Origin of the sequence: Serratia sp. X3, from assembly GCF_014982455.1 — a bacterium.
Lineage (GTDB): Bacteria > Pseudomonadota > Gammaproteobacteria > Enterobacterales > Enterobacteriaceae > Serratia > Serratia ureilytica.
In genome coordinates this window covers 1254306-1272818 of sequence record NZ_JADCNB010000001.1, presented here as the reverse complement: position 1 = coordinate 1272818, position 18513 = coordinate 1254306, and the positions used below count along the sequence as shown (strand labels likewise).

The window sequence follows — 18513 nt, the reverse complement described above, 5'->3', positions numbered from 1 at the left end:
GTCATTCTCCTTTCGCACTGGGGAGCGGATGACGCTCCTGCGGCAGACAGTGACGAGGCCAGTTGAAAACGTCTTGCATGCGAGCGCCGAGGTAGCCGTCGTTGAGCGGCGCCTGCAGCAGCGGGCCGCGATTCTGTTTGAACAACAGCGCCTCCAGCACGACGGTGTTGGTGGTGAGCGTGAAGGTGGTGTTATAGCCGCCGTTCGCTTCATAGCGGCCTTCGAACCAGCCGCGTTTGTCATCCTGATGCAGCCGCCCCAGTTGCATGAGCGCGTCGGTGTAGTGAGTATCCCACAGCACCCACAGACCGAAAATGGCGCGGGTCGAAAGCAGCGCCAGCTCGGGGGCGTAGCGGCCGTCGTCTGTGAGGGTATTCCAGGCGTAACCATTGGCGAACAGGCTGTCATATATCTCCCACGGCGCCGTGCTGCGTGAATATTGCGCCCGCGCAGTGAGGATTTTCTCCCGCTGCCAGCGCATTTCCTGCGCCTGGTAAAGACGTTGGGCTCGTTGCGCCATGCTGACGTCGGCCGCATCGCCGGCATTGGGCGCCGGCCATCCCATCTCGATCCCGGTCAGCAGATACGGCGTGCTTTCGATGCCGGCGGGGGTGCCGGTGAGGCGCGGATCGCGGGCCGTCACGGCGATGGGCTCACCATAGACGATTGCCGTTTTGAATGGCGCCATTCGGGGAGACGAGCGTTGAAACCCCCACAGGCGGAAAGCCGCGCTGTTGTAGTCGGCATAGCCGACGTCGCTGGCTGTGGCACTGCGCCAAGCGCCGTTTTGCTCTCGTCCGTCGAGCGGCTGACCGTCTTGGGTCAGCAGGTTGCAGAAGTTCCAGCGCAGCGCGATTCGTTCGAGAAAGGTGCGATATTCGGGAAAGCTTTGCGCCGTGAAACGCATGCCGGTGAGCAGACGGGCCATGCCTTGCGCTTCGCTGACGGCGCCGCCGTTCTGGCTGAACGCGCCGCTGGCGGCGTCATACAGCGCACCTGGCGCGCCAATGCGGGTTACCGGTAAACGATCGAGCGTCGTCAGCAGTGCCGCCAAACGGGCGTCGAATTCCCGTTGCGGGAGCAGGTTCAAACGCCGCGCGGCGGTCAGCGCGATCAGGCTGTCGCCAATGTTCCACAGCGAGACCACCGGATAACGATCTTTGCCGTTCACCAAACCGGAGCCGGGCTGCGTGTTGTTCTGCACGTAGCGCCAGGCGACGTCGGCCCATTGCCGTTGCTCTTCGGTCAACGCGCCGTGGCGAGGCTGTTGCCGCCAGCGCTCCCACAGGGCACCGGCGTTGTCGGGGCGCGCCATGACGCCCAGCAACACGACCAGCGCAAGGGCGATGACGACGGAGGCGATCAACGTTAGGGTTTTAAGCATGATGTCGCTACCGGGGGCAGTTTCACGGGCGCGTCATTTTGACACTGCGGGCATTTGCAGGCTTTGCAGGATGGCGCGTTGCGCAGTGCGACCCCCGTTTGTTGGCACCAGCTCTTCAGGTTAGCGTCAGGCGTGATAAAGGGGCGGTTAAACGGTGTGTTTTTGGTGTCAAACACGTTCACCAGCGTTTTATCCCACAGCGCCGGCGCGTATTTGCCGTCGCTCTGGTCATTGGTATTGAATTTCAACAGGCGCCCCTGTTTTTTAAACAGCAGGGCTTCGAGCATGATGCCATTGTTGTTGGCGGTGAATTCACGGATCGGGCCGGCGCCGTTTTCATACAACCCTTCATAGAAGCCTTTGTCTTTTTCGCCGGCATTCTCAATCACGTCGAGTAGCCGATCGGTATACGGAGATTGCCACAGGCTCCACATGCCGAGCGCCGCTTTGAGCGAGATGGCGGCGGTATCGGGCACATACTCGCCCTTATCCGTGATGGTGTTCCAGTCAAACCCGTCGGAATAGACGGTGTCGTACACGAAGTACGGCGCGCGGTCGAGCTGATGTTCGGAACGCGCCGTCAGGCGGCCGGTAATCTGGTAGCGATTCTCCTGCGCCTGATAGACGCGATTGGCGAAGTCTTGCATCCAGGGATGGCTGTGTTTAGCGAGGTCGGCGCTGCGATCGTCGCTGGTGTTCCAGCCCATCTCCAGCCCGTGCAGCACATAGGGTTCGGTGGCCACATAGTTATGCTGACTGGTGGTGCGCGGATCGCGTGAATCATAGGGCACCAGAACACAATAAATGTCCGCCAACTGGTAAGGCTCCGCGCGGGCGGCCTGGCAGGTGGAGAACCCCCACAGCTGGAAACCGCTGGCTGCGTACTCTTCATAACCCAGCCGGCCTTCTTGGACGTAAACCGGCTGTTTATTGGCATCCAGATTGGCGCCATACAGCGTGCCGCAGTCGTCGATGATATGACTGAAATCCCAACGCAGCACGACGTTATCGACGTCGTTGGCAAATTCGGGATAGCGCTCTTTGATGATTTTCAACCACAGCAGCATTCTGCCGATGTCGATGGATGAAAAGCCGATCTCGCCGGGCTTATTGAGGTAGTCGACCTTTTGCGCGGTGATGGTGTTGTACGCTTTGTTGGGCATCTGATTTTGGAACAGCGGCACGGTATTTAGCGTGGCGAGAAACTTGATCAGACGCTGATCGAACTGTTCCTTGTCGATGATGCCGAGTTCACGCGCGGCCGTCAGCGCGGCCAGGTAGGAGGCGCTATCCCACATAGTGGTCGAGGGATAGTTGTTGACGGCGTTGACCAAACCGGTCGCTGGTTGATAGTTGGTGACGAAATATTGCCAGGCCTTGACCGCCATCGCCTGTTCACGCGCCGTCAGGTCGCCGTGGCGCTGAGGGTAGGCGGCGGCGGGCAACTGGGTGTCGCCCTCGGCCGCGGGCGACATCAGCAGCAGTAGCAGGCAACCGCACAGCGCGCGCCTAACTAGCGTGATAAACGGCCTGGTGAAATAATGATGAGGCATAGTGGCTCCTTATAACTGATTACGGCCGTTGATCGTCGGCAAGATTCGCGGCGGGCGCGGAGGCGCAGTTTTGGCAAAACAGCGGACCTTGCGCGATGTAGACCAGGCTTTCCAATATCAGGGCATTGGTATTGGCGCCGATCACCCGACTCTGCTGCCCATTGGCGGCGATGATGCCGTCATACCAGCCGCGTCCCGGCTCGAACAGGACGCCGGCGCGCTGCCGCATTTCGTCACTCCACGACGTACGAAACAGCGCGTACCAACCGAATGCCGACTTGGTCGACAGCTGCAGCGCCGCCTCTTTGATTTCCGCACGCGACTTGTCGATCTGCGCCGGGAATCGACTGATGACCGCGTCGTCGATAAAACGCGGCAATTGCTCTTCATTGTCGGTATTCACATAGGCGTCACCGCCGCGGCTGCGATAGCGGCTTTCCTGTACTTTCATCACTCGCCAGCTGATTTCCGCCGACCGGATGTTGAACCCGACCTCCAGACCGGTCAGTAAATAGGGCATGGTAGTGACGACCGGGTGATCGACCTTGCCGATTTTGGCCTGGCTGTCGTAGGGAATACGCAGGCCGTCAATGCTGATGGTGCGGGCTGATGGCGGTTGGGTGCCGAGAACGATGCCGGCCAGAGGGCTGACGCGGCGCAGTCCGTGGGCGGCGTAAAGCTGGTAACCATAGCTGTCACGATTGCTTTGAGTGACGAGCAGCCATTTTTTTGCCGCCCGGAAATTCAGCGGCTGTCGCTGCTCCTGCTGCATGAACAGGGCGTCGAACTGCCAGGGGGCGATTAAACGGGCGATCGCGCCGGTCTGTTCCGGGTACAGCCAGGCGACGATATCCAGCGCCATCAACAGACGGCTGAGGTCGACGGCAGACCAATCGGATTGGCTCTCGTTTTGGCCCAGGCTATTCAGCCTGATAGGGCGCTGAGTATGGTAATACAGCGACGGCAACTGACCGTCGGCCAGCGGTAACGAAGACAACGCTGTCAAAACGGCATTCACGCGCGCATTCAGCTCGTCCTGCGTAATGATCCCGAGGCGTTGTGCGCTGATCGTCGCCATCAGATAACTGCCGGTGTCCCACATGGTGGTGTAAGGCTGGTTGTCGATGGCATTCGCCAGCCCGCTGGATTGGGTGTTGTTGACAAAATATTGCCAGGCGATGCGCGCCCAGACGGCCTCGTCGAAGGTCAGCGCACGTGGCGCGGGCAGCGTGGGGAAATCGGCGCTCAGCGTCAACTCGGCGCTTTCCGCCGGGGCGGGGGGCATCTTCATCTCAACATACACTACGACGCCGAAGGCCAGCAGGAAGCCAAGGATGACCGCAATATAGCTGCGCGCCTGCAACAGTGAGTGTTTCCACGCCATGTCTATCCGGCCTCCTGCTGTTCGGAAGGGGGCTCCGACTCAGGGCGCCACAGCGCGGCGAACACCATCGGCAACATGGCCATCACGTTTACGCCGCCCCAGAAGATATTGATCACATAGCCGGCCGGATCGTCCACCTTGCCGAGATACAGCTGCGCGCCGCCCCATAACAGCCCCAACAGCGTCAGGGCGATGATGGCCAACTGCGGTTTGACCAGCGTCAGAAAGTTGCCTTGCTGGCGCTCTTTGGGCGTAATTAATTACAAATTAAACAAACCATATGGCGCTGTCTTTTGAACCGATTCATCATGAGATAACCGAATGAATTTACAGCAAGTTAGTGAATCTTCTACGGCAACGCTTCACTATGTCGCCATTGGGAAACGTGATTTGCGTATCGACATGCTGCGCGGCATCGCGCTGGTGATGATGGTGGTGGCGCACGTAGAGGTGATGTCGGTTTTGAATGTTTTTACCTGGGAGCGGTTCGGTTTGACTACCGGCGCTGAAGGTTTTGTTATCTTGTCGGGTTTTATTCTTGGCAATATGAAACGGCGACAGTTACAAACTGAATCCATGTTGACGGTGGCCTATTCGTTGGTGCGGCGCGCGGCTAAACTATATATTGTTAATATCGTTATCATTATAAGTATTTTGCTGCTGCAAATGCTGGATTTTATCGATACCTTTGAAGTGACACATTTCGTTGACCGTTTTTCAGGGGCGGTATATTCGATGTATCCGGTTAATGAACAAGTCAAAGAGGCTTGGTTCAACGAGATTATTTTTTTGCAGATAGGGCCACACCAGACGCAAATTCTGGGGCTCTATTTTTACCTGCTGTTGTTTAGCCCGCTGTTCCTCTGGCTATTGAATACGGGCAGGGGCGCAGGGCTGTTGGCACTGTCGCTCATCGCTTACGGCTATTACCAAATCAGCGGCATGCCGATGACTTCGGCGGAGTTCGAGTTCGCTTTTCCTTTCCTGGCGTGGCAATTGATCTACATACTTGGCCTGTGCTGCGGATGGTACAAAGAGGAGCTCGCGTCGTTGGCCCGCACTCAGGCAGGCAAGATTGCGCGCTATGGCATGGCGGCGGTGGCGCTGATAATGCTGTTCGTCGCGCAAAACCATACCAATCCCTTTATGCCGCCGGCGTTAATGCTGCACGTGATCCCGGCGGCGGAATTCAACTGGTTTTATCAGCATCTCGCCGCTAAGAATGCGCTGGGCCCTATGCGCATCCTGAATGATTTTTGCCTGATCGCTAGCGTCTATTGGCTGCTGACCGTCTGCTGGCGGCCCATCAACAAAGCCATCGGCTGGTTCCTGATCGTGCTGGGGCAAAACTCGCTGTATACCTTCATCATTCACGTCTATCTGGTACTGTTCATCAGCCAGTTTGTGACCTTCGATCTCTGGACGCAGCATTGGCTCTTTAACACGGCGGTGCATGTCGCCGGGCTGCTGGTGCTGTGGGTGATGGCGCGTTACGGCCTGTTGAAGAAGATTGTTCCCAACTAAACGAGCTCAACCAAATGGGGGAAGAAAGATCGTTTGTCAGCCTTTGATTTTGCTCACTATGATGAGGCATCTCTTTCTGATTGCTGAGTTTATGATGCGGATCTTTTGGCTATCGGTCATGCGTGTTAATGGCGTTACAGGGGCTGACGCTCGACATCGAGGCGCTAAAAAGGCGTATGCTGCAGATTGCCGGGCGGCAGACGGCGCTTAGCGCACGGGATCTCCCTTGCGTGGAAACGCCCTATGACTTTAAAGCCGATAATCTGATTTATGCTGGATAATCTTTCCGACTACGGATTAACACCGTAATGCGCTCAACGTTGCAGTGGTTTTTTGCGCCGTTGGCGAGGCTCTTATATATTTATTAGCATGCCTGAGGCAGGTTAGGCATGAAGCGGTGGCCGTACAGGCCGCTGCAAGCACGACAGTTAATCCGTTCGCCAAGAGGCTGCGAGACGGTGCTTTCGGTAGGGACAGCCGCCAAACGTTTTTACGGCGACCGAAGGCGGAGCAGCTACTCACAGGTCACGAGGACACTTACCATGCATAAGAGAACACTGGCGTCACTGCATTACGAAAACATGCCTTACGATGGGGTGCGCTTTCATATTTTGAAACGGGAGACGCCGGGCCATACGGCGTTGCTGAAGCTGGATGCGGGCAGCCGACAACCGGCGCGTTTTCATCCGGGATGGGTGAAACTGATGGTGCTGAGCGGTGAACTGAAGGTTGACGATCAGACGCTGCAACCTCATGAGATGTTAATCATTCCTGCCAATACCGCCTATACGGTAGAGGCGATAACGGAAGTGATTTGTCTGGCGATTTCCGAGCTGGACGGCGCCGAACTGGCCCGTTGACGTATTGACAAGAAGGGATAGCGGAGAGCCTAGGCGCTCTCCCTATCCCTTCAGCATTGAGCCGCCCCCCAGGCTAAGCTACCTGCTGATTAGGCATAAACCTCCTGATTCAATTCACCGCGCTTTCCCTTTCCATCACTTTCGGCCTCCGTCGCCCCCGCAACGTTGCCGCCATTGTGCAGCGCATGCACAATGTCATCGCCCCGTTACCACGCAGAACGATGAAATGTGGGTGTCATAGTGAGTTTATTCGCATAAGGCCCTGGTGTGGCTTGCGAGAACGTCACTATATGGAGGATCATGCGGCCTCTCTATCAAATAAAAGACATTCGCGTTATCAAAAGGGACAAACGACCATGGGATTCGAAGTCGACAACGCCGAAACGAAACGCATCAACCTCAGCAGCCACGAGAATTCCTCGTTCGAGGTGACAGGGCTGGTGAAACACTATCCGGCAGGCTTTGTCGTTCCTTTCCACTCGCATAAACGTTGCCATTTGCTCTATTCGCAACAGGGAGTGATGGCGGTCGAAGCGGGCAGCGGGCGTTGGATCGTGCCGCCAACCACCGCGGTCTGGCTGCGGCCGGGGGTAGAGCATCAGCTGGTCATGCAAAGCAATATCTGCGTTTACGGGATTTTTGTCGATGAATTCACCGCCGCGCGATTGCCGTTGCGCGACGGTGTTTTGCAGGTGTCACCGCTGCTGCGGGAGCTGATCGCCCAACTGGCGACGCTGGCACCCGAGGGCGAGGAAACCAAACGCCACGCGCTGCTCAGAGCGCTGTTCCTCGAGGAACTGAGCCTGCAACCGCAGCTGGCGCTGCATCTCCCTTGGCCGATGGAAGCGAGAATGGCCGACATTTGCCGGCAGTTGGTCATCACGCCTGCCGACGATCGCGGCATTGAGATCTGGGCGGATTCACTGTCGATCAGCGCGAAAACCTTCCAGCGTCACTTTACTCAACAAACCGGCATCACCTTTGGCCAGTGGAAACAGCGTCTGCGGCTGCTATCGTCCATTACGCTGCTGTTGGCCGGCCACTCCATCATACACGCCGCTTTCGAAAGCGGTTATGAGAGCCACAGCGCCTATTCGGTGGCGTTTAAAAAACTGTTTGGCGTTTCGCCTTCGCGCTTTACGCTATAGCCGTATTGCAGAGCGAGCTTCTCCTATAGATTGAAGCAACCTAATGACGTATAAAGCAAAGCAGTCAACCTCCGAGGCCGCTTCCCGTGATAAAAATTGTCGTGTATCTGATTATCGCCGTGACGATCGCCATTATTGCGGCAAGAGTCATCTTTCGTTTGCCGGATATTTCGCAGCGTCTGCCGCAGGCGGCATTGCCGGCGGATCCTGCCGCGCTATTGCCGGCGCGGGCCGCCGAACAGATGGCGGCGCATCCCGGCCTGAGCGGCGTGGTGCCGCTGGTCAGCGGCCACGATGCGTTCGCCAGCCGCCTGGCGTTGGCGCGGATGGCGGAAAGGTCGATCGATGCCCAGTACTATATCTGGCATAACGACACCTCCGGGCAGATCCTGCTGAAAACCCTGTATGACGCGGCCCAACGCGGCGTGCGTGTGCGGCTGCTGCTGGACGATAACGGCGTCGCCATGGATGAAACGCTGGCGGCGCTGAACGCGCAGAAAAACGTCGAGATCCGTCTGTTCAACCCGTCTACCGTGCGTACACCGAAGCTGGCCGGTTACGCCTTCGACTTTATGCGCATGAATCGACGCATGCATAACAAGTCCTACATCGTCGACGGCGCCGTGGCGATCATCGGCGGCCGCAACATTGGCGATGAGTATTTCCAGGTCGGCGACGAGAACTATTTCCTCGATCTCGACGTGTTGAGCGTCGGCAGCGTGGTGGCGGAGACCGCTGATGTCTTCGATCGCTACTGGAACAGCGCCTCGGTATTCGGCGTTGAGCAAATTATCCGGGGCCAGGGCAACCTCTCGGCATTCCTGACGCAGGCTGCCGCAACCGAAACCAGCGAGCGCGCCCGTAAATTGGCGGTGCAGCTGGAAACCAGTGCGGTGCGCTTTCGCGATGGCGCCGTGCAGCCGGAATTCACCCAGGTAGAGCTGGTAGCCGACGATCCGGCGAAGGGATTGGGCAAAGCGTCGCGCGATCGTTTGATGGTGACGCAGCTGGGCAAGATCATCGGCGGCGTCAGCCGGCAATTGGATCTGGTCTCCGCCTATTTCGTGCCGGGGCGGGAAGGGGCAACCTTCTTTGAATCGCTCGCCAAGCAGGGAAAATCCATCCGCGTGCTGACCAACGCGATGAACACCACCGACGTGCTGGTGGTCCACGCCGGCTACGCCAAATACCGGCGTGAGCTGCTGCAGGCGGGCGTCGAGCTGTTCGAGCTGAAGCTGCGCGCCGGGCAACCGACGGGGCGCAAGGAACTCAAGCCGCTGGGGCTGTCCGGTGCGGCGCTGCATGCCAAAACCTTCGCCATCGATGACAAACGGGTGTTTATCGGCTCGTTCAATTTCGATCCGCGCTCGGCGCACCTGAACTGCGAAATGGGATTCTTGATTGATAGCCCGACGTTGGCGGCCGACACCCGCCAACTGTTTGATGGCCCGCTCGAATACGCCGCCTATCGGCCGGTATTGACGCCCGAAGGCAAAATGGTGTGGAAAGAAGCCTTCGAAGACGGCCACACCGAGGTGCACCAGCAAGAACCCGGCGCCGGATGGGTAAAACGCATCGTTCTTACCGTGGCCGGCTGGCTGCCTATCGAGTGGATGCTGTAGCGCCGGCGAAGGCCGTCGCCACCTGGTGTAACAGCCGTTGCAAGGGAATCTCGCCCGCGATGATTGCGATGAGGCGTGCATCCTCAAACAGGGCGGCACGCTGTCCAGCCTTGGCGTCTATAGTGACGATATTCAATTGCCCGTAGAGGCGTTTGCCTATGGGCTTGGCGATCATACGATTCGTACGGCGCTGTGCCCAGGCGGCAAGGAGCGAATGCGCAGAATGATGAACGTCATCCAGCATGGCGGGTTGGATCTCACACCGTTCGTAACGCATCGTTTTCAGCTGGAGAATATCGCAGAGGCTTATCGTTTATTCTCGGAAAAGCATGATGGCGTGATTAAGTTGGCGATAACCCCGTAAGATTTTGGGGGGAAATAGGCGTGAGGCTTCCCATTTTCGTGACAATGTCACTATTGATGTTTGATGAGAGCGCATCGAGATAAAAAGAAAAAACTCTATAGAAGAGAAAGTGTTACCTCCAGAGAGCCCATCGCCAGCGGTGGCGAGTACCGCTGGGAGCGCCATGGCAAACAGGCGGATTTTGCTCAGTAAAGTGGGCCAACCCTGGAATGAAGTACGCAGCGAAGCGATTAGTCGCTTGGATAAAGAAGCGCCTTGAGCACGGGATATTGCAGAAAGTGAAGCCGGCATTCACCGCAGAAGATGTGCCGGTGAGATACCGTTGTTGTACCTATACGTTCAACGGGGAACTCGTGCCCCGAAGTTTGCCAGATTTCACGTAGCGCGATCAAAAAGGAGGGCATTTTGACGCATTCTGCAGAGTTGTTTAGCCAAATCCAGACGCTTGAGGTTGAGCTGCATCAGCCAACGGTGCGCCGCGATCCGCAGCGCGTCGCGGCATTGCTGCATGAAGACTTTGAAGAGATTGCTCGCTCAGGTCTGCGTTATGACAAACGCCAGACCGTTGCGGCGCTGGAAATGGAAACTGAGCATCCGCAGATTGTTGCCGAAGGTTTTGCGCTGATGAAAATCAGTGAAGGCGCCGTGTTGCTGACGTATAAGAGTTTTCAACGCAACGCGCAGGGCAACGCCATTCGTTGCACAGCACGGTCGTCGATTTGGATGCTGACGGAAAAGACGGGTTGGCAGATGCGGTTTCATCAGGGCACACCGACCGAGGATTAAACTGAGGTGCTGAAACTGAACGGGCTGATGATGGGCTTAAACATAAAAAAGGATATCAGCCTGATAAGGCTTGAAGGTGAGGTGAGAAAGGACGGCCAGGCTAACCGCGGTGCGTACCCAATAATGAAATTTAACATAATATACATTATGCGCACCTATATGGTTCTACGTGGATTCTGGCGTCCTGGCTTGATCATGGGTTTTCTCCTGTGGCCAACCATTCCAGCGTCCGTTGCTTATGTCGTTGAACGAATTCGTTTTTCAACTGGTCTTCAGCCGTCGAGCTTTCGCTGCAGGCTTCATTACCATTGCCGCCTATTGCTGAGCGACACCATGATGTTTGCGCAAACATCTGAGGCGTGCGCTTGCCGCTTCCCAGGATTTCGGCACTTGGCGTTCCAACGCCGCTTAACCACCCAGCAAAATTATCAATCGTTGGTTTGACCGCCAGCAGCTCTGCCGACGTGATGGACTGCCGTTAACACGCCAGCCAATATCTCGCGAAGTTTCAGCTTTATCACGTTCCACCCACTGAGGATCATAGATAAATGCGTTCTGCCATTAATGATGACCGGGCATGCTTATGTCGATGCATCTCTGGGGATGTTGAGGCGAAATCCCCCCGCTTTTTTGATCGCGCTACGTGAAATCTGATAAAACATGGCTACTGCGATACTGCAGATTTCACCAAAACGCGCCATAAAAATGAACAACTTCTGCCTGCCAAATGCGTACTGGCGTTCGTCTTCACCGTTTCCGGCAGCCTTCATGACGTTGGCTATACTGAATAGGAACATTCTTCCACACTCCAGGACATCCCCATGTTTGACCATGTGAAATTTGGCGTCAGCGACTTTGCTCTGAGCAAAGCGTTTTTCCTTAATGCGCTGGCGCCGCTGGGCGTAAAGATCGTTGCCGAAGGTGAACCCGATTATGGCGTTGAGCTGTGTCCCGATCGGGGTAACGTGTCATTATGCCTGTTTCAGACCGATGAAAAACCGGCGCATCTGCACCTGGCATTTGCCGCAAGCAGCCGTGAACAGGTCGATGCGTTCTATCACGCCGCGTTAAGCGCCGGCGGCAAAGACAATGGCGCGCCCGGTTTACGCCCCAATTATCATGCCCACTACTATGCGGCATTTGTGATTGGTCCGGATGGCCACAATATCGAGGCGGTTTGCCACAACGCGATAGACTAGTTTTTTCTTTTAAAACAGATAATTATAAATAAAGACTATGAATTTAACATAACGTTATTGTGACGACATCACTATTAGTTACCCCGTCACGTCAATCCACTCCGCTCCCGTGATGCCGGCCAGCCGCTGTGGCGCAATTCTCACGCCAGAGTTATCGCTGCCGCCTGCCGGAAGCACTTCATCGAAAGCGCGCAGGCTATGATCGCAGTAGATCCTCACCGCCTCCGGTGCGGCAAAGGGACAAACGCCGCCGGGCGGATAGCCGGTTAATGCTTCAACCTCTTCCGCCGGCAGCATTCGCGCCTTCACGCCGAAGAATTGCTTATACTTCTTGTTGTCGATTCTGGCAGTGCCCGCCATCACCAGCAGCACCACATCGCCGTTAACGCGAAACGAAAGCGTCTTGGCGATCTGCCCGCTCTCCACGCCAAAGGCTTCTGCCGCCAGCGCCACCGTTGCGGTGTTCTTTGCCAGCACCGTTACCGTCGTCTCCGGTGCGTGATCGGCCAGAAAACGCTGAACGCGTTCTATGCTCATGCCCTGCCTCCTGATATTGCTAAACCATTGATAATGCCGAAGTGATGGTTTCGGTTTTAACATCGCATGCTAAAAATGAGAATCAAAATTGTTCAAATCGCTGGATCTGAACAAAGCTTTAAGGGGCCAATGGCCTTTTTACCCATCATTTTTCATGGAGATGCCTGCATGACCACGCAAACGACAGCAAGGCCCTCAGCGGCCGCAGTGGCCGTCTATGAATGGCTCAACCCGATACCTTACGGATTTTTCACCGCGGCGCTGATTTTCGACATCATTTATGCCTGTACCGCTAATATTCAGTGGGTCAATGGCGCAAGTTGGCTAATTGCCATCGGGCTGATTTTTGCCATCATTCCCCGCCTGATTAACCTGGTACAGGTATGGTTCGGCAGCGCTCGGCTGCGGGGATCGTCGGTCAAACTCCATTTCTGGCTGAATTTGCTGGCCATCGTTCTCGCCATTATCAACGCTTTCGTGCATAGCCGGGATGCGTATGCCGTGGTGCCCCAAGGCCTGGTGCTGTCTGCGATCGTGGTCGCGCTGCTCAGCCTGGCGAACATTCTGCTGGCCCTTGGCGCCCGCGCAAAATAAGGAGGTTTTCATGAAGCTCTCATCTCTGGCGCTCACTCTTTCCGCCGTTTTGGCCTTGGCCGGCTGCGATAACAGCGCCGTCATTTCGCCAGAGCAACAAATGGGCCCGGACCCGACGTTGCCGGCGGCGCAGGACTTTCTGATGCCGCCGATGCAGGTGCCTAAGGGCGTTGGCTGGCAACAAGATCAGACGCCGAAAGTGGCGGAAGGCTTGAAAATCGATAAGGTGGCGGACGATTTGCTTCATCCGCGTCAGTTGCTCACGCTGCCCAATGGCGATGTGTTGGTCGTGGAGGCCAATGGGCCGGGCACCGAAGCGGTGAGCACGCCCAAGCAGCTGATCGCCGGCCTGGTGAAAGGCCAGTCCGGTAAAGGCGGCAAAGGGGGCAATCGCATCACCCTGCTGCGCCCAACCGCTGGCGGCAACTGGGAAAAGCACGTCTTCCTCGAGGGGCTCGATTCCCCGTTCGGCGTCCAGCTGATTGGCAATACGCTGTACGTGGCCAATACCGGCAATATCATGCAGTACACCTATCAGCCAGGCGAAACGCGCATCAGTGATGCGGGCAAAGAACTGGCCGATCTGCCGGACACTATCAACCATCACTGGACCAAGGCCCTGCTGGCCAGCCCGGACGGGAAAAAGCTGTATGTCGGCGTCGGTTCCAACAGCAACATCACCGAAAACGGCCTGGCCGTAGAGTACCGGCGCGCCGCCGTGCTGGAAGTGGACACCGCCTCCGGCGCCAGCCGCATCTTCGCCAGCGGCCTGCGCAACCCGACCGGGCTGCAGTGGGAGCCGCAAAGCGGCAAGCTGTGGGCGATTGTCAACGAGCGTGACGAAATCGGCGCCGATCTGGTGCCGGATTACCTGACCTCGGTGCAAGACGGCGGTTTCTACGGCTGGCCTTACAGCTATTTCGGCCAGCACGTCGATCGGCGGGTTCAGCCGCCGCGGCCGGACCTGGTGGCGAAAGCCATCAAGCCGGACTACGCGCTCAGCTCGCACGTCGCGCCGCTGGGGCTGCTGTTCTACACCGCGAGCGCTCTGCCGGCCGACTATCACGGCGGCGCTTTTATCAGCGAGCACGGCAGTTGGGATCGCTCGCCGCTGAACGGCTATCGGGTCAGCTATGTGGCGTTTGAGCAAGGCAAACCGGCCGGCAAGCTCAAGGCCGTGGTGACAGGTTTTGTCTCCGATGATGAGAAGGAACTCTATGGCGCTCCTGTGGGGCTGGCTGTCGACAAGACCGGCGCTTTGCTGGTTGCGGATGACGTCGGCAACACCGTCTGGCGCGTCAGCGCGAAGTAAGGTTACGGGTGGGTTCCAGTGAACTCGCCCGTGACATTGTCACTCACTCCTCTGCGCCAGCCAGATCGTCATAAAGCGGAATAATCGTGCTCGCCAGTTTTTCCGTCATTAATATTGTCCCCGTCACGGTATTGGCGTAAGAAAATAGCCTTTGGTCAGAATTAAAGCGCTTATCCGATAATATATTCATCAACAGAGCGTTGACCAGAAATAAAAGGTTTTAACATTTCGACATAAACCAGTACAATTCCCTTCCCTGTGTTAACCCTTTTTTAGGTTGATTGTGTCGTTAATTCAGCCCCCTGCATCACGTAACCGGGCCGCCGCCTGGTTAGGGATGTTCGCCATTCTGATGTTGTTCATTGCGCCGGTGGTCTCGCGATCCCTGGAGCATGCGCGCGCCGGAAGTGCTGAAACGACCGTCATGGCGGACTGCGGCATGGCGATGCCGATGCATCATGAGATGCATTCGCCGCCGGCCGTGCCGGAAAAGGCCGCAGCGCCGATGATGCAGCACGGCGGCGGCCACCACAACATGGCGATGATGATGGACGACAGCGCCTGCGGCTACTGCGTGCTGTTGCTGCACGCGCCGCTGCTGGACGTGAGCCACGCCCCGCTGTTCTGGTCTCAATCTCTGGCCTCGCGCCCGCCGCCGACTCATTATCTCGTTCCCCTGTTTGCCCACGTCGTTCATACCGAATTACAGCCGCGCGCGCCGCCCGTCTCTTTCCTCTGATTTAACAATACCCCATTGCCGTTTCTGTATTGCCGTTGATCGTTTCAACATGGCGGAATTAATACGCCCAATGGTTATGCATTGAGACGACATTATTAGCCCGGTTATTTCCACGTTGAGGGAATTAACCCCCGTATTTTCCGATGGTGATTTTCGCCAGGCATCCCCACGCCTGAATAAATCGCCGGAGAATAATGGAAAAAAGTTAGCTTAAGGAAAGATGATGTTTAAACCCGCTTATAAAAAGAACGCCGTCACCCGCGCAATCACCACCGCCATGCCGCTGTTCCTGCTGGCCGGCCACGCGGCGCAGGCGCATCAGCACCCTACCGACGCACAGGTTAATGATGGCGACGTGATCACCGTCACCGCACCGCTCTACTCTCCGCTGACCATCGTGACGTCACCGAAAACCCCGCGTCAGCCGGTGCCCGCCAGCGACGGTTCGGACTATCTGAAAACCATCCCCGGTTTTTCGCAGATCCGCAACGGTGGCACCAACGGCGATCCGGTATTTCGCGGCATGTTCGGTTCACGGCTGAAAATTCTCACTGACGGTTCGGAGATGCTCGGCGCCTGCCCATCGAGAATGGATGCGCCCACCTCTTACATCTCGCCGGAAAGCTTCGATCTGCTGACCATCACCAAAGGGCCGCAGACGGTGCTGTGGGGGCCGGGTTCGTCGGCGGGCACGGTGCGTTTCGAACGTGAACGTCCGCGCTTCGACAAGCCGGGCATCAAGGGCAACGCCAGCGTGCTGACCGGCTCCAATGGCCGCTGGGACGAGAATATCGACGCCAGCCTCGGCGCCGAGCAAGGCTATCTGCGGGTGATGGCCAACAAATCTCGTTCCAACGATTATCAGGACGGCACCAATACGCGCGTGCCGTCGCGCTGGGATAAATGGAACGGCGATCTGGCGCTCGGCTGGACGCCGGACAACGATACGCTGCTGGAAGTGACCATGGGCCGCGGCAACGGCGAAGCGCGCTATGCTGGCCGCAGCATGGACGGTTCGCAGTTCAAGCGCGAAAGCCTGGGCATGCGGGTGGAAAAATCCAACATCGGCGAGGTACTGGATAAGCTGGAAGCGCAGGTCTACTACAACTACGCCAACCACGTGATGGACAACGTGACCCTGCGCTCGCCGGGCAGCGGCGGCATGGGCGGCCACGGTGGGCATGGCGGCATGAGCATGGGGGGCCACGGCGGGCACATGATGTCTTCCGGCATGACGATGCAGCTCGATCGCCGCACCGTCGGCGGCCGCGTGATGGGCACCTGGCAGTGGCAGGACGTGAAGCTTGAAAGCGGCCTGGACACGCAGACCAATACCCACCGCAGCATGAGCCGCGGCAGCTGGGAAAAAGACGCCCAGTTCAACAGCTACGGCGCCTTCAGTGAGCTGACCTGGTCCACCAGCGAGCAGGATAAACTGATCGGCGGCGCGCGTCTCGATCGCACCCTGGTGGAGAACTTCCGCAGCGGCAGCGATGTTGAACGTTCAGACACCCTGCCGAGCGGCTTTATGCGTCTGGAGCATACGCTGGCCGAGCTGCCGCTGATGCTGTATGCCGGCGTCGGTTATACCGAGCGCTTCCCGGATTACTGGGAGCTGTTCTCGCCGAAGCTTGGCCCGAACGGCAGCAAGGATCCGTTCTCCAGCGTCAAGAGCGAGAAAACCACGCAGCTCGACATCGGCGCGCAGTACAATGGCAAACGCTTCAACGGCTGGGTCTCCGCGTATGTGGGCCGCGTCGATGATTTCATCCTGTTCAAATACGATCCGCACAATGCGCGTCTCAGCCAGGCCGATAACGTCAACGCCAACATCATGGGCGGCGAAATGGGCATGGGATATCAACTGAGCGAACACTGGAAAACCGATGCCAGCCTGGCTTACTCCTGGGGGAAAAACACCAGCGACGGTCGCCCGCTGCCGCAGATCCCGCCGCTGGAGGCACGCTTGGGGCTGACCTATGAGTACGGCGACTGGAGCGGCACCGGCCTGTGGCGTCTGGTCAGCAGCCAGCACCGCGTGGCGATCAACGAAGGCAACGTGGTAGGCAAAGACTTTGCCGAAAGCGCCGGCTTCGGCGTGCTCTCCGCCAACGCCGCCTACAAGGTGAATAAAAACGTCAAGCTGAGCGCCGGTCTGGATAATATCCTGAACAAGACCTACAGCGAGCACCTCAACCTGGCGGGCAACAGCGCCTTCGGCTATTCGGCCAACAGCGCGGTGAATGAACCGGGCCGCACCCTGTGGGCCAAGGTTAACGTCACCTTCTAAGCCATCCACCGGGCGATGGGCAACCGTCGCCCGGTTACGCGATATGCGATCCGGTTCTTAGGATATGAGTTTTAAGTTTTTCCCATTCGGTTTAGCGGCGATTACTATCACCCTCAACGTAATCAACGATCCGGAGGGAATATGCAAAAGCTCACTCGTTTTCTGGCCCTGCTCGGCGAGCTGATGATCGAAAAAGCCGAAGACACCGCGCCGCAGGCTGCTCAGCCTGACGATCGCGACGACGCGTTGCCACCGCGCCTCGAGCGTGGCGTTCCGCTGGCCGACCGCTTCCTGTTCATGTAATTTCCCGCGCTGTTTTTTGTCCCGCACGTTCCGGTATTTCATTACCGGACGCCTGCGTCTATCTTCTTTCATCAAAAAATGGGCTTTCGCGATTACGATCGTCTGCTGCAGGTGCCGCTCAGCGATGGCACGCCGGTCGACAGAATCAAAAAGCGCTTTTCCGTTTAATCAGCTGCCCCTGAAAGCGCATCTCGCGCCGGGGCAAGACGGTTTCGGCGTTCACATCAAGTAACCGGATGCGCACTCCCTGGCGCATCCGGGGAGTCTCGTTAATTCAGAGCGGCGAGAAATGCCCGATAGTCCTGCGCGCTGCTGTCCAACTCGTGTTGCTGAACCTGCTCTGCCGTCCCGTCCGAAGCAGCTTCCTTGCCGTAAAAGGCAAAGAACGAAGCATAGTCGGCCCGCACATAATCGGCGGTCACTTCAAACGGCCGGAAGATTTCCTCCAGCGAGTAGCGATAACGCCCTTCACGCGCGTAATCTTCCGCGCGCACGCCCGCCGTGACCGCCAGCGCCAGTTTCTTGTTCTGCATCTTATAGCCGCTGCGGGAACCGTAGGCCCAGCCGTAGGTGAGCACGTCGTCCAGCCATTTTTTCAGCAGCGGCGGGCTGCTGAACCAGTAAATCGGGAACTGCAGCACGATGTTGTCATGCGCTTCAATCAACTGCTGTTCTTTGGCGACGTCTATCTGCCAGTCCGGATAGGCCTGATGCAGTTCGTGCACGGTATAGCGCTCCGGATAGCGGCGCAGTTCCTCCAGCCAACGTTTGTTGACCACCGAGTTCGCCATATCGGGATGGGTCACGACCACCAACGTTTTCATACTGATCTCTCCAGTCAGGTGTTTCGACGCATCTTAGGGTATGCTGACAGAATGTAAAATACGCACACTCACGACACATACTTACCCTGG

19 protein-coding genes and 1 pseudogene are annotated in these 18513 nt (G+C 57.3%); 13 read left to right on the top strand and 7 right to left on the bottom strand.

Annotated features, from left to right (window positions below):
* Position 1 precedes the first annotated feature (1 nt).
* From IMX17_RS05905 to IMX17_RS05890, 4 genes and pseudogenes are all read right to left on the bottom strand, one after another.
* The gene (locus IMX17_RS05905; protein ID WP_182264466.1) at positions 2-1384 is read right to left on the bottom strand and encodes a DUF3131 domain-containing protein; all 1383 of its coding nucleotides are present in this window, start codon (positions 1382-1384) and stop codon (positions 2-4) included.
* Positions 1369-2859 (bottom strand): DUF3131 domain-containing protein, encoded by a 1491-nt coding sequence (locus IMX17_RS05900; protein ID WP_227414511.1) that lies wholly within the window; start codon positions 2857-2859, stop codon positions 1369-1371. The genes IMX17_RS05905 and IMX17_RS05900 overlap by 16 nt, the downstream gene beginning before the upstream one ends.
* A 97-nt stretch (positions 2860-2956) precedes the next feature.
* The gene (locus tag IMX17_RS05895) at positions 2957-4321 is read right to left on the bottom strand and encodes a DUF3131 domain-containing protein (protein WP_193549450.1); all 1365 of its coding nucleotides are present in this window, start codon (positions 4319-4321) and stop codon (positions 2957-2959) included.
* Positions 4322-4323: 2 nt separating this feature from the next.
* Positions 4324-4578, bottom strand: a pseudogene (locus IMX17_RS05890) (cellulose synthase); the annotation flags it as partial.
* A 64-nt stretch (positions 4579-4642) separates the two neighbouring features.
* Between IMX17_RS05890 and opgC the strand changes: the two are divergent.
* From opgC to IMX17_RS05855, 7 genes are all read left to right on the top strand, one after another.
* Entirely contained in the window at positions 4643-5845 is a 1203-nt protein-coding gene (opgC, locus tag IMX17_RS05885; protein WP_193549449.1) for an OpgC domain-containing protein, read from the top strand.
* A 542-nt stretch (positions 5846-6387) separates the two neighbouring features.
* Positions 6388-6705 (top strand): cupin domain-containing protein, encoded by a 318-nt coding sequence (locus tag IMX17_RS05880; protein WP_033643078.1) that lies wholly within the window; start codon positions 6388-6390, stop codon positions 6703-6705.
* 356 nt (positions 6706-7061) lie between these two features.
* Positions 7062-7853: a helix-turn-helix domain-containing protein gene (locus tag IMX17_RS05875; RefSeq protein ID WP_193549448.1), complete on the top strand. Its 792-nt coding sequence runs from the start codon at positions 7062-7064 to the stop codon at positions 7851-7853.
* 86 nt (positions 7854-7939) lie between these two features.
* On the top strand, positions 7940-9475 hold the full coding sequence (locus IMX17_RS05870) for a phospholipase D family protein (protein WP_193549447.1): 1536 nt from the start codon (positions 7940-7942) through the stop codon (positions 9473-9475).
* A gap of 37 nt (positions 9476-9512) precedes the next feature.
* A complete protein-coding gene (locus tag IMX17_RS05865; protein WP_227414465.1) occupies positions 9513-9839 on the top strand; it encodes a hypothetical protein in 327 nt (108 codons plus the stop codon).
* A 405-nt stretch (positions 9840-10244) separates the two neighbouring features.
* A complete protein-coding gene (locus tag IMX17_RS05860; protein WP_182264461.1) occupies positions 10245-10625 on the top strand; it encodes a DUF4440 domain-containing protein in 381 nt (126 codons plus the stop codon).
* Between the two features lie 6 nt (positions 10626-10631).
* On the top strand, positions 10632-11069 hold the full coding sequence (locus IMX17_RS05855; protein WP_193549446.1) for a hypothetical protein: 438 nt from the start codon (positions 10632-10634) through the stop codon (positions 11067-11069).
* A gap of 137 nt (positions 11070-11206) precedes the next feature.
* Here the strand turns inward: IMX17_RS05855 and IMX17_RS05850 are convergent, their stop codons facing one another.
* Entirely contained in the window at positions 11207-11422 is a 216-nt protein-coding gene (locus tag IMX17_RS05850; RefSeq protein WP_182264459.1) for a hypothetical protein, read from the bottom strand.
* Positions 11423-11446: 24 nt separating this feature from the next.
* On the opposite strand from IMX17_RS05850, the gene IMX17_RS05845 reads away from it, so the two are divergent.
* Entirely contained in the window at positions 11447-11824 is a 378-nt protein-coding gene (locus tag IMX17_RS05845) for a VOC family protein (RefSeq protein ID WP_182264458.1), read from the top strand.
* Positions 11825-11902: 78 nt separating this feature from the next.
* Here the strand turns inward: IMX17_RS05845 and IMX17_RS05840 are convergent, their stop codons facing one another.
* The gene (locus IMX17_RS05840; protein ID WP_182264457.1) at positions 11903-12361 is read right to left on the bottom strand and encodes a YbaK/EbsC family protein; all 459 of its coding nucleotides are present in this window, start codon (positions 12359-12361) and stop codon (positions 11903-11905) included.
* Between the two features lie 168 nt (positions 12362-12529).
* Between IMX17_RS05840 and IMX17_RS05835 the strand changes: the two genes are divergently transcribed.
* From IMX17_RS05835 to IMX17_RS05815, 5 genes are all read left to right on the top strand, one after another.
* Positions 12530-12955, top strand: coding sequence for a DUF2231 domain-containing protein (locus IMX17_RS05835; protein WP_033650381.1), 426 nt, complete (start codon positions 12530-12532; stop codon positions 12953-12955).
* A 10-nt stretch (positions 12956-12965) separates the two neighbouring features.
* Positions 12966-14267 (top strand): sorbosone dehydrogenase family protein, encoded by a 1302-nt coding sequence (locus tag IMX17_RS05830; RefSeq protein ID WP_193549445.1) that lies wholly within the window; start codon positions 12966-12968, stop codon positions 14265-14267.
* A gap of 337 nt (positions 14268-14604) precedes the next feature.
* Entirely contained in the window at positions 14605-15006 is a 402-nt protein-coding gene (locus tag IMX17_RS05825; RefSeq protein WP_193549444.1) for a DUF2946 domain-containing protein, read from the top strand.
* Between the two features lie 223 nt (positions 15007-15229).
* On the top strand, positions 15230-17296 hold the full coding sequence (locus IMX17_RS05820) for a TonB-dependent copper receptor (protein WP_193549731.1): 2067 nt from the start codon (positions 15230-15232) through the stop codon (positions 17294-17296).
* Positions 17297-17437: 141 nt separating this feature from the next.
* On the top strand, positions 17438-17599 hold the full coding sequence (locus IMX17_RS05815) for a hypothetical protein (protein ID WP_171403660.1): 162 nt from the start codon (positions 17438-17440) through the stop codon (positions 17597-17599).
* Positions 17600-17868: 269 nt separating this feature from the next.
* Here the strand turns inward: IMX17_RS05815 and IMX17_RS05810 are convergent, their stop codons facing one another.
* A complete protein-coding gene (locus IMX17_RS05810; protein ID WP_193549443.1) occupies positions 17869-18423 on the bottom strand; it encodes an NAD(P)H-dependent oxidoreductase in 555 nt (184 codons plus the stop codon).
* Positions 18424-18513: the final 90 nt, after the last annotated feature.

Coding starts and splice junctions, on each gene's coding strand:
- opgC (WP_193549449.1), top strand. CDS start 4,643: ATGAATTTACAGCAAGTTAGTGAATCTTCTACGGCAACGCTTCACTAT.
- IMX17_RS05900 (WP_227414511.1), bottom strand. CDS start 2,859: ATGTCGCCCGCGGCCGAGGGCGACACCCAGTTGCCCGCCGCCGCCTAC.
- IMX17_RS05820 (WP_193549731.1), top strand. CDS start 15,230: ATGTTTAAACCCGCTTATAAAAAGAACGCCGTCACCCGCGCAATCACC.
- IMX17_RS05830 (WP_193549445.1), top strand. CDS start 12,966: ATGAAGCTCTCATCTCTGGCGCTCACTCTTTCCGCCGTTTTGGCCTTG.
- IMX17_RS05895 (WP_193549450.1), bottom strand. CDS start 4,321: ATGGCGTGGAAACACTCACTGTTGCAGGCGCGCAGCTATATTGCGGTC.
- IMX17_RS05815 (WP_171403660.1), top strand. CDS start 17,438: ATGCAAAAGCTCACTCGTTTTCTGGCCCTGCTCGGCGAGCTGATGATC.
- IMX17_RS05875 (WP_193549448.1), top strand. CDS start 7,062: ATGGGATTCGAAGTCGACAACGCCGAAACGAAACGCATCAACCTCAGC.
- IMX17_RS05880 (WP_033643078.1), top strand. CDS start 6,388: ATGCATAAGAGAACACTGGCGTCACTGCATTACGAAAACATGCCTTAC.
- IMX17_RS05845 (WP_182264458.1), top strand. CDS start 11,447: ATGTTTGACCATGTGAAATTTGGCGTCAGCGACTTTGCTCTGAGCAAA.
- IMX17_RS05825 (WP_193549444.1), top strand. CDS start 14,605: ATGTTCGCCATTCTGATGTTGTTCATTGCGCCGGTGGTCTCGCGATCC.
- IMX17_RS05840 (WP_182264457.1), bottom strand. CDS start 12,361: ATGAGCATAGAACGCGTTCAGCGTTTTCTGGCCGATCACGCACCGGAG.
- IMX17_RS05905 (WP_182264466.1), bottom strand. CDS start 1,384: ATGCTTAAAACCCTAACGTTGATCGCCTCCGTCGTCATCGCCCTTGCG.
- IMX17_RS05810 (WP_193549443.1), bottom strand. CDS start 18,423: ATGAAAACGTTGGTGGTCGTGACCCATCCCGATATGGCGAACTCGGTG.
- IMX17_RS05835 (WP_033650381.1), top strand. CDS start 12,530: ATGACCACGCAAACGACAGCAAGGCCCTCAGCGGCCGCAGTGGCCGTC.
- IMX17_RS05850 (WP_182264459.1), bottom strand. CDS start 11,422: ATGTTCCTATTCAGTATAGCCAACGTCATGAAGGCTGCCGGAAACGGT.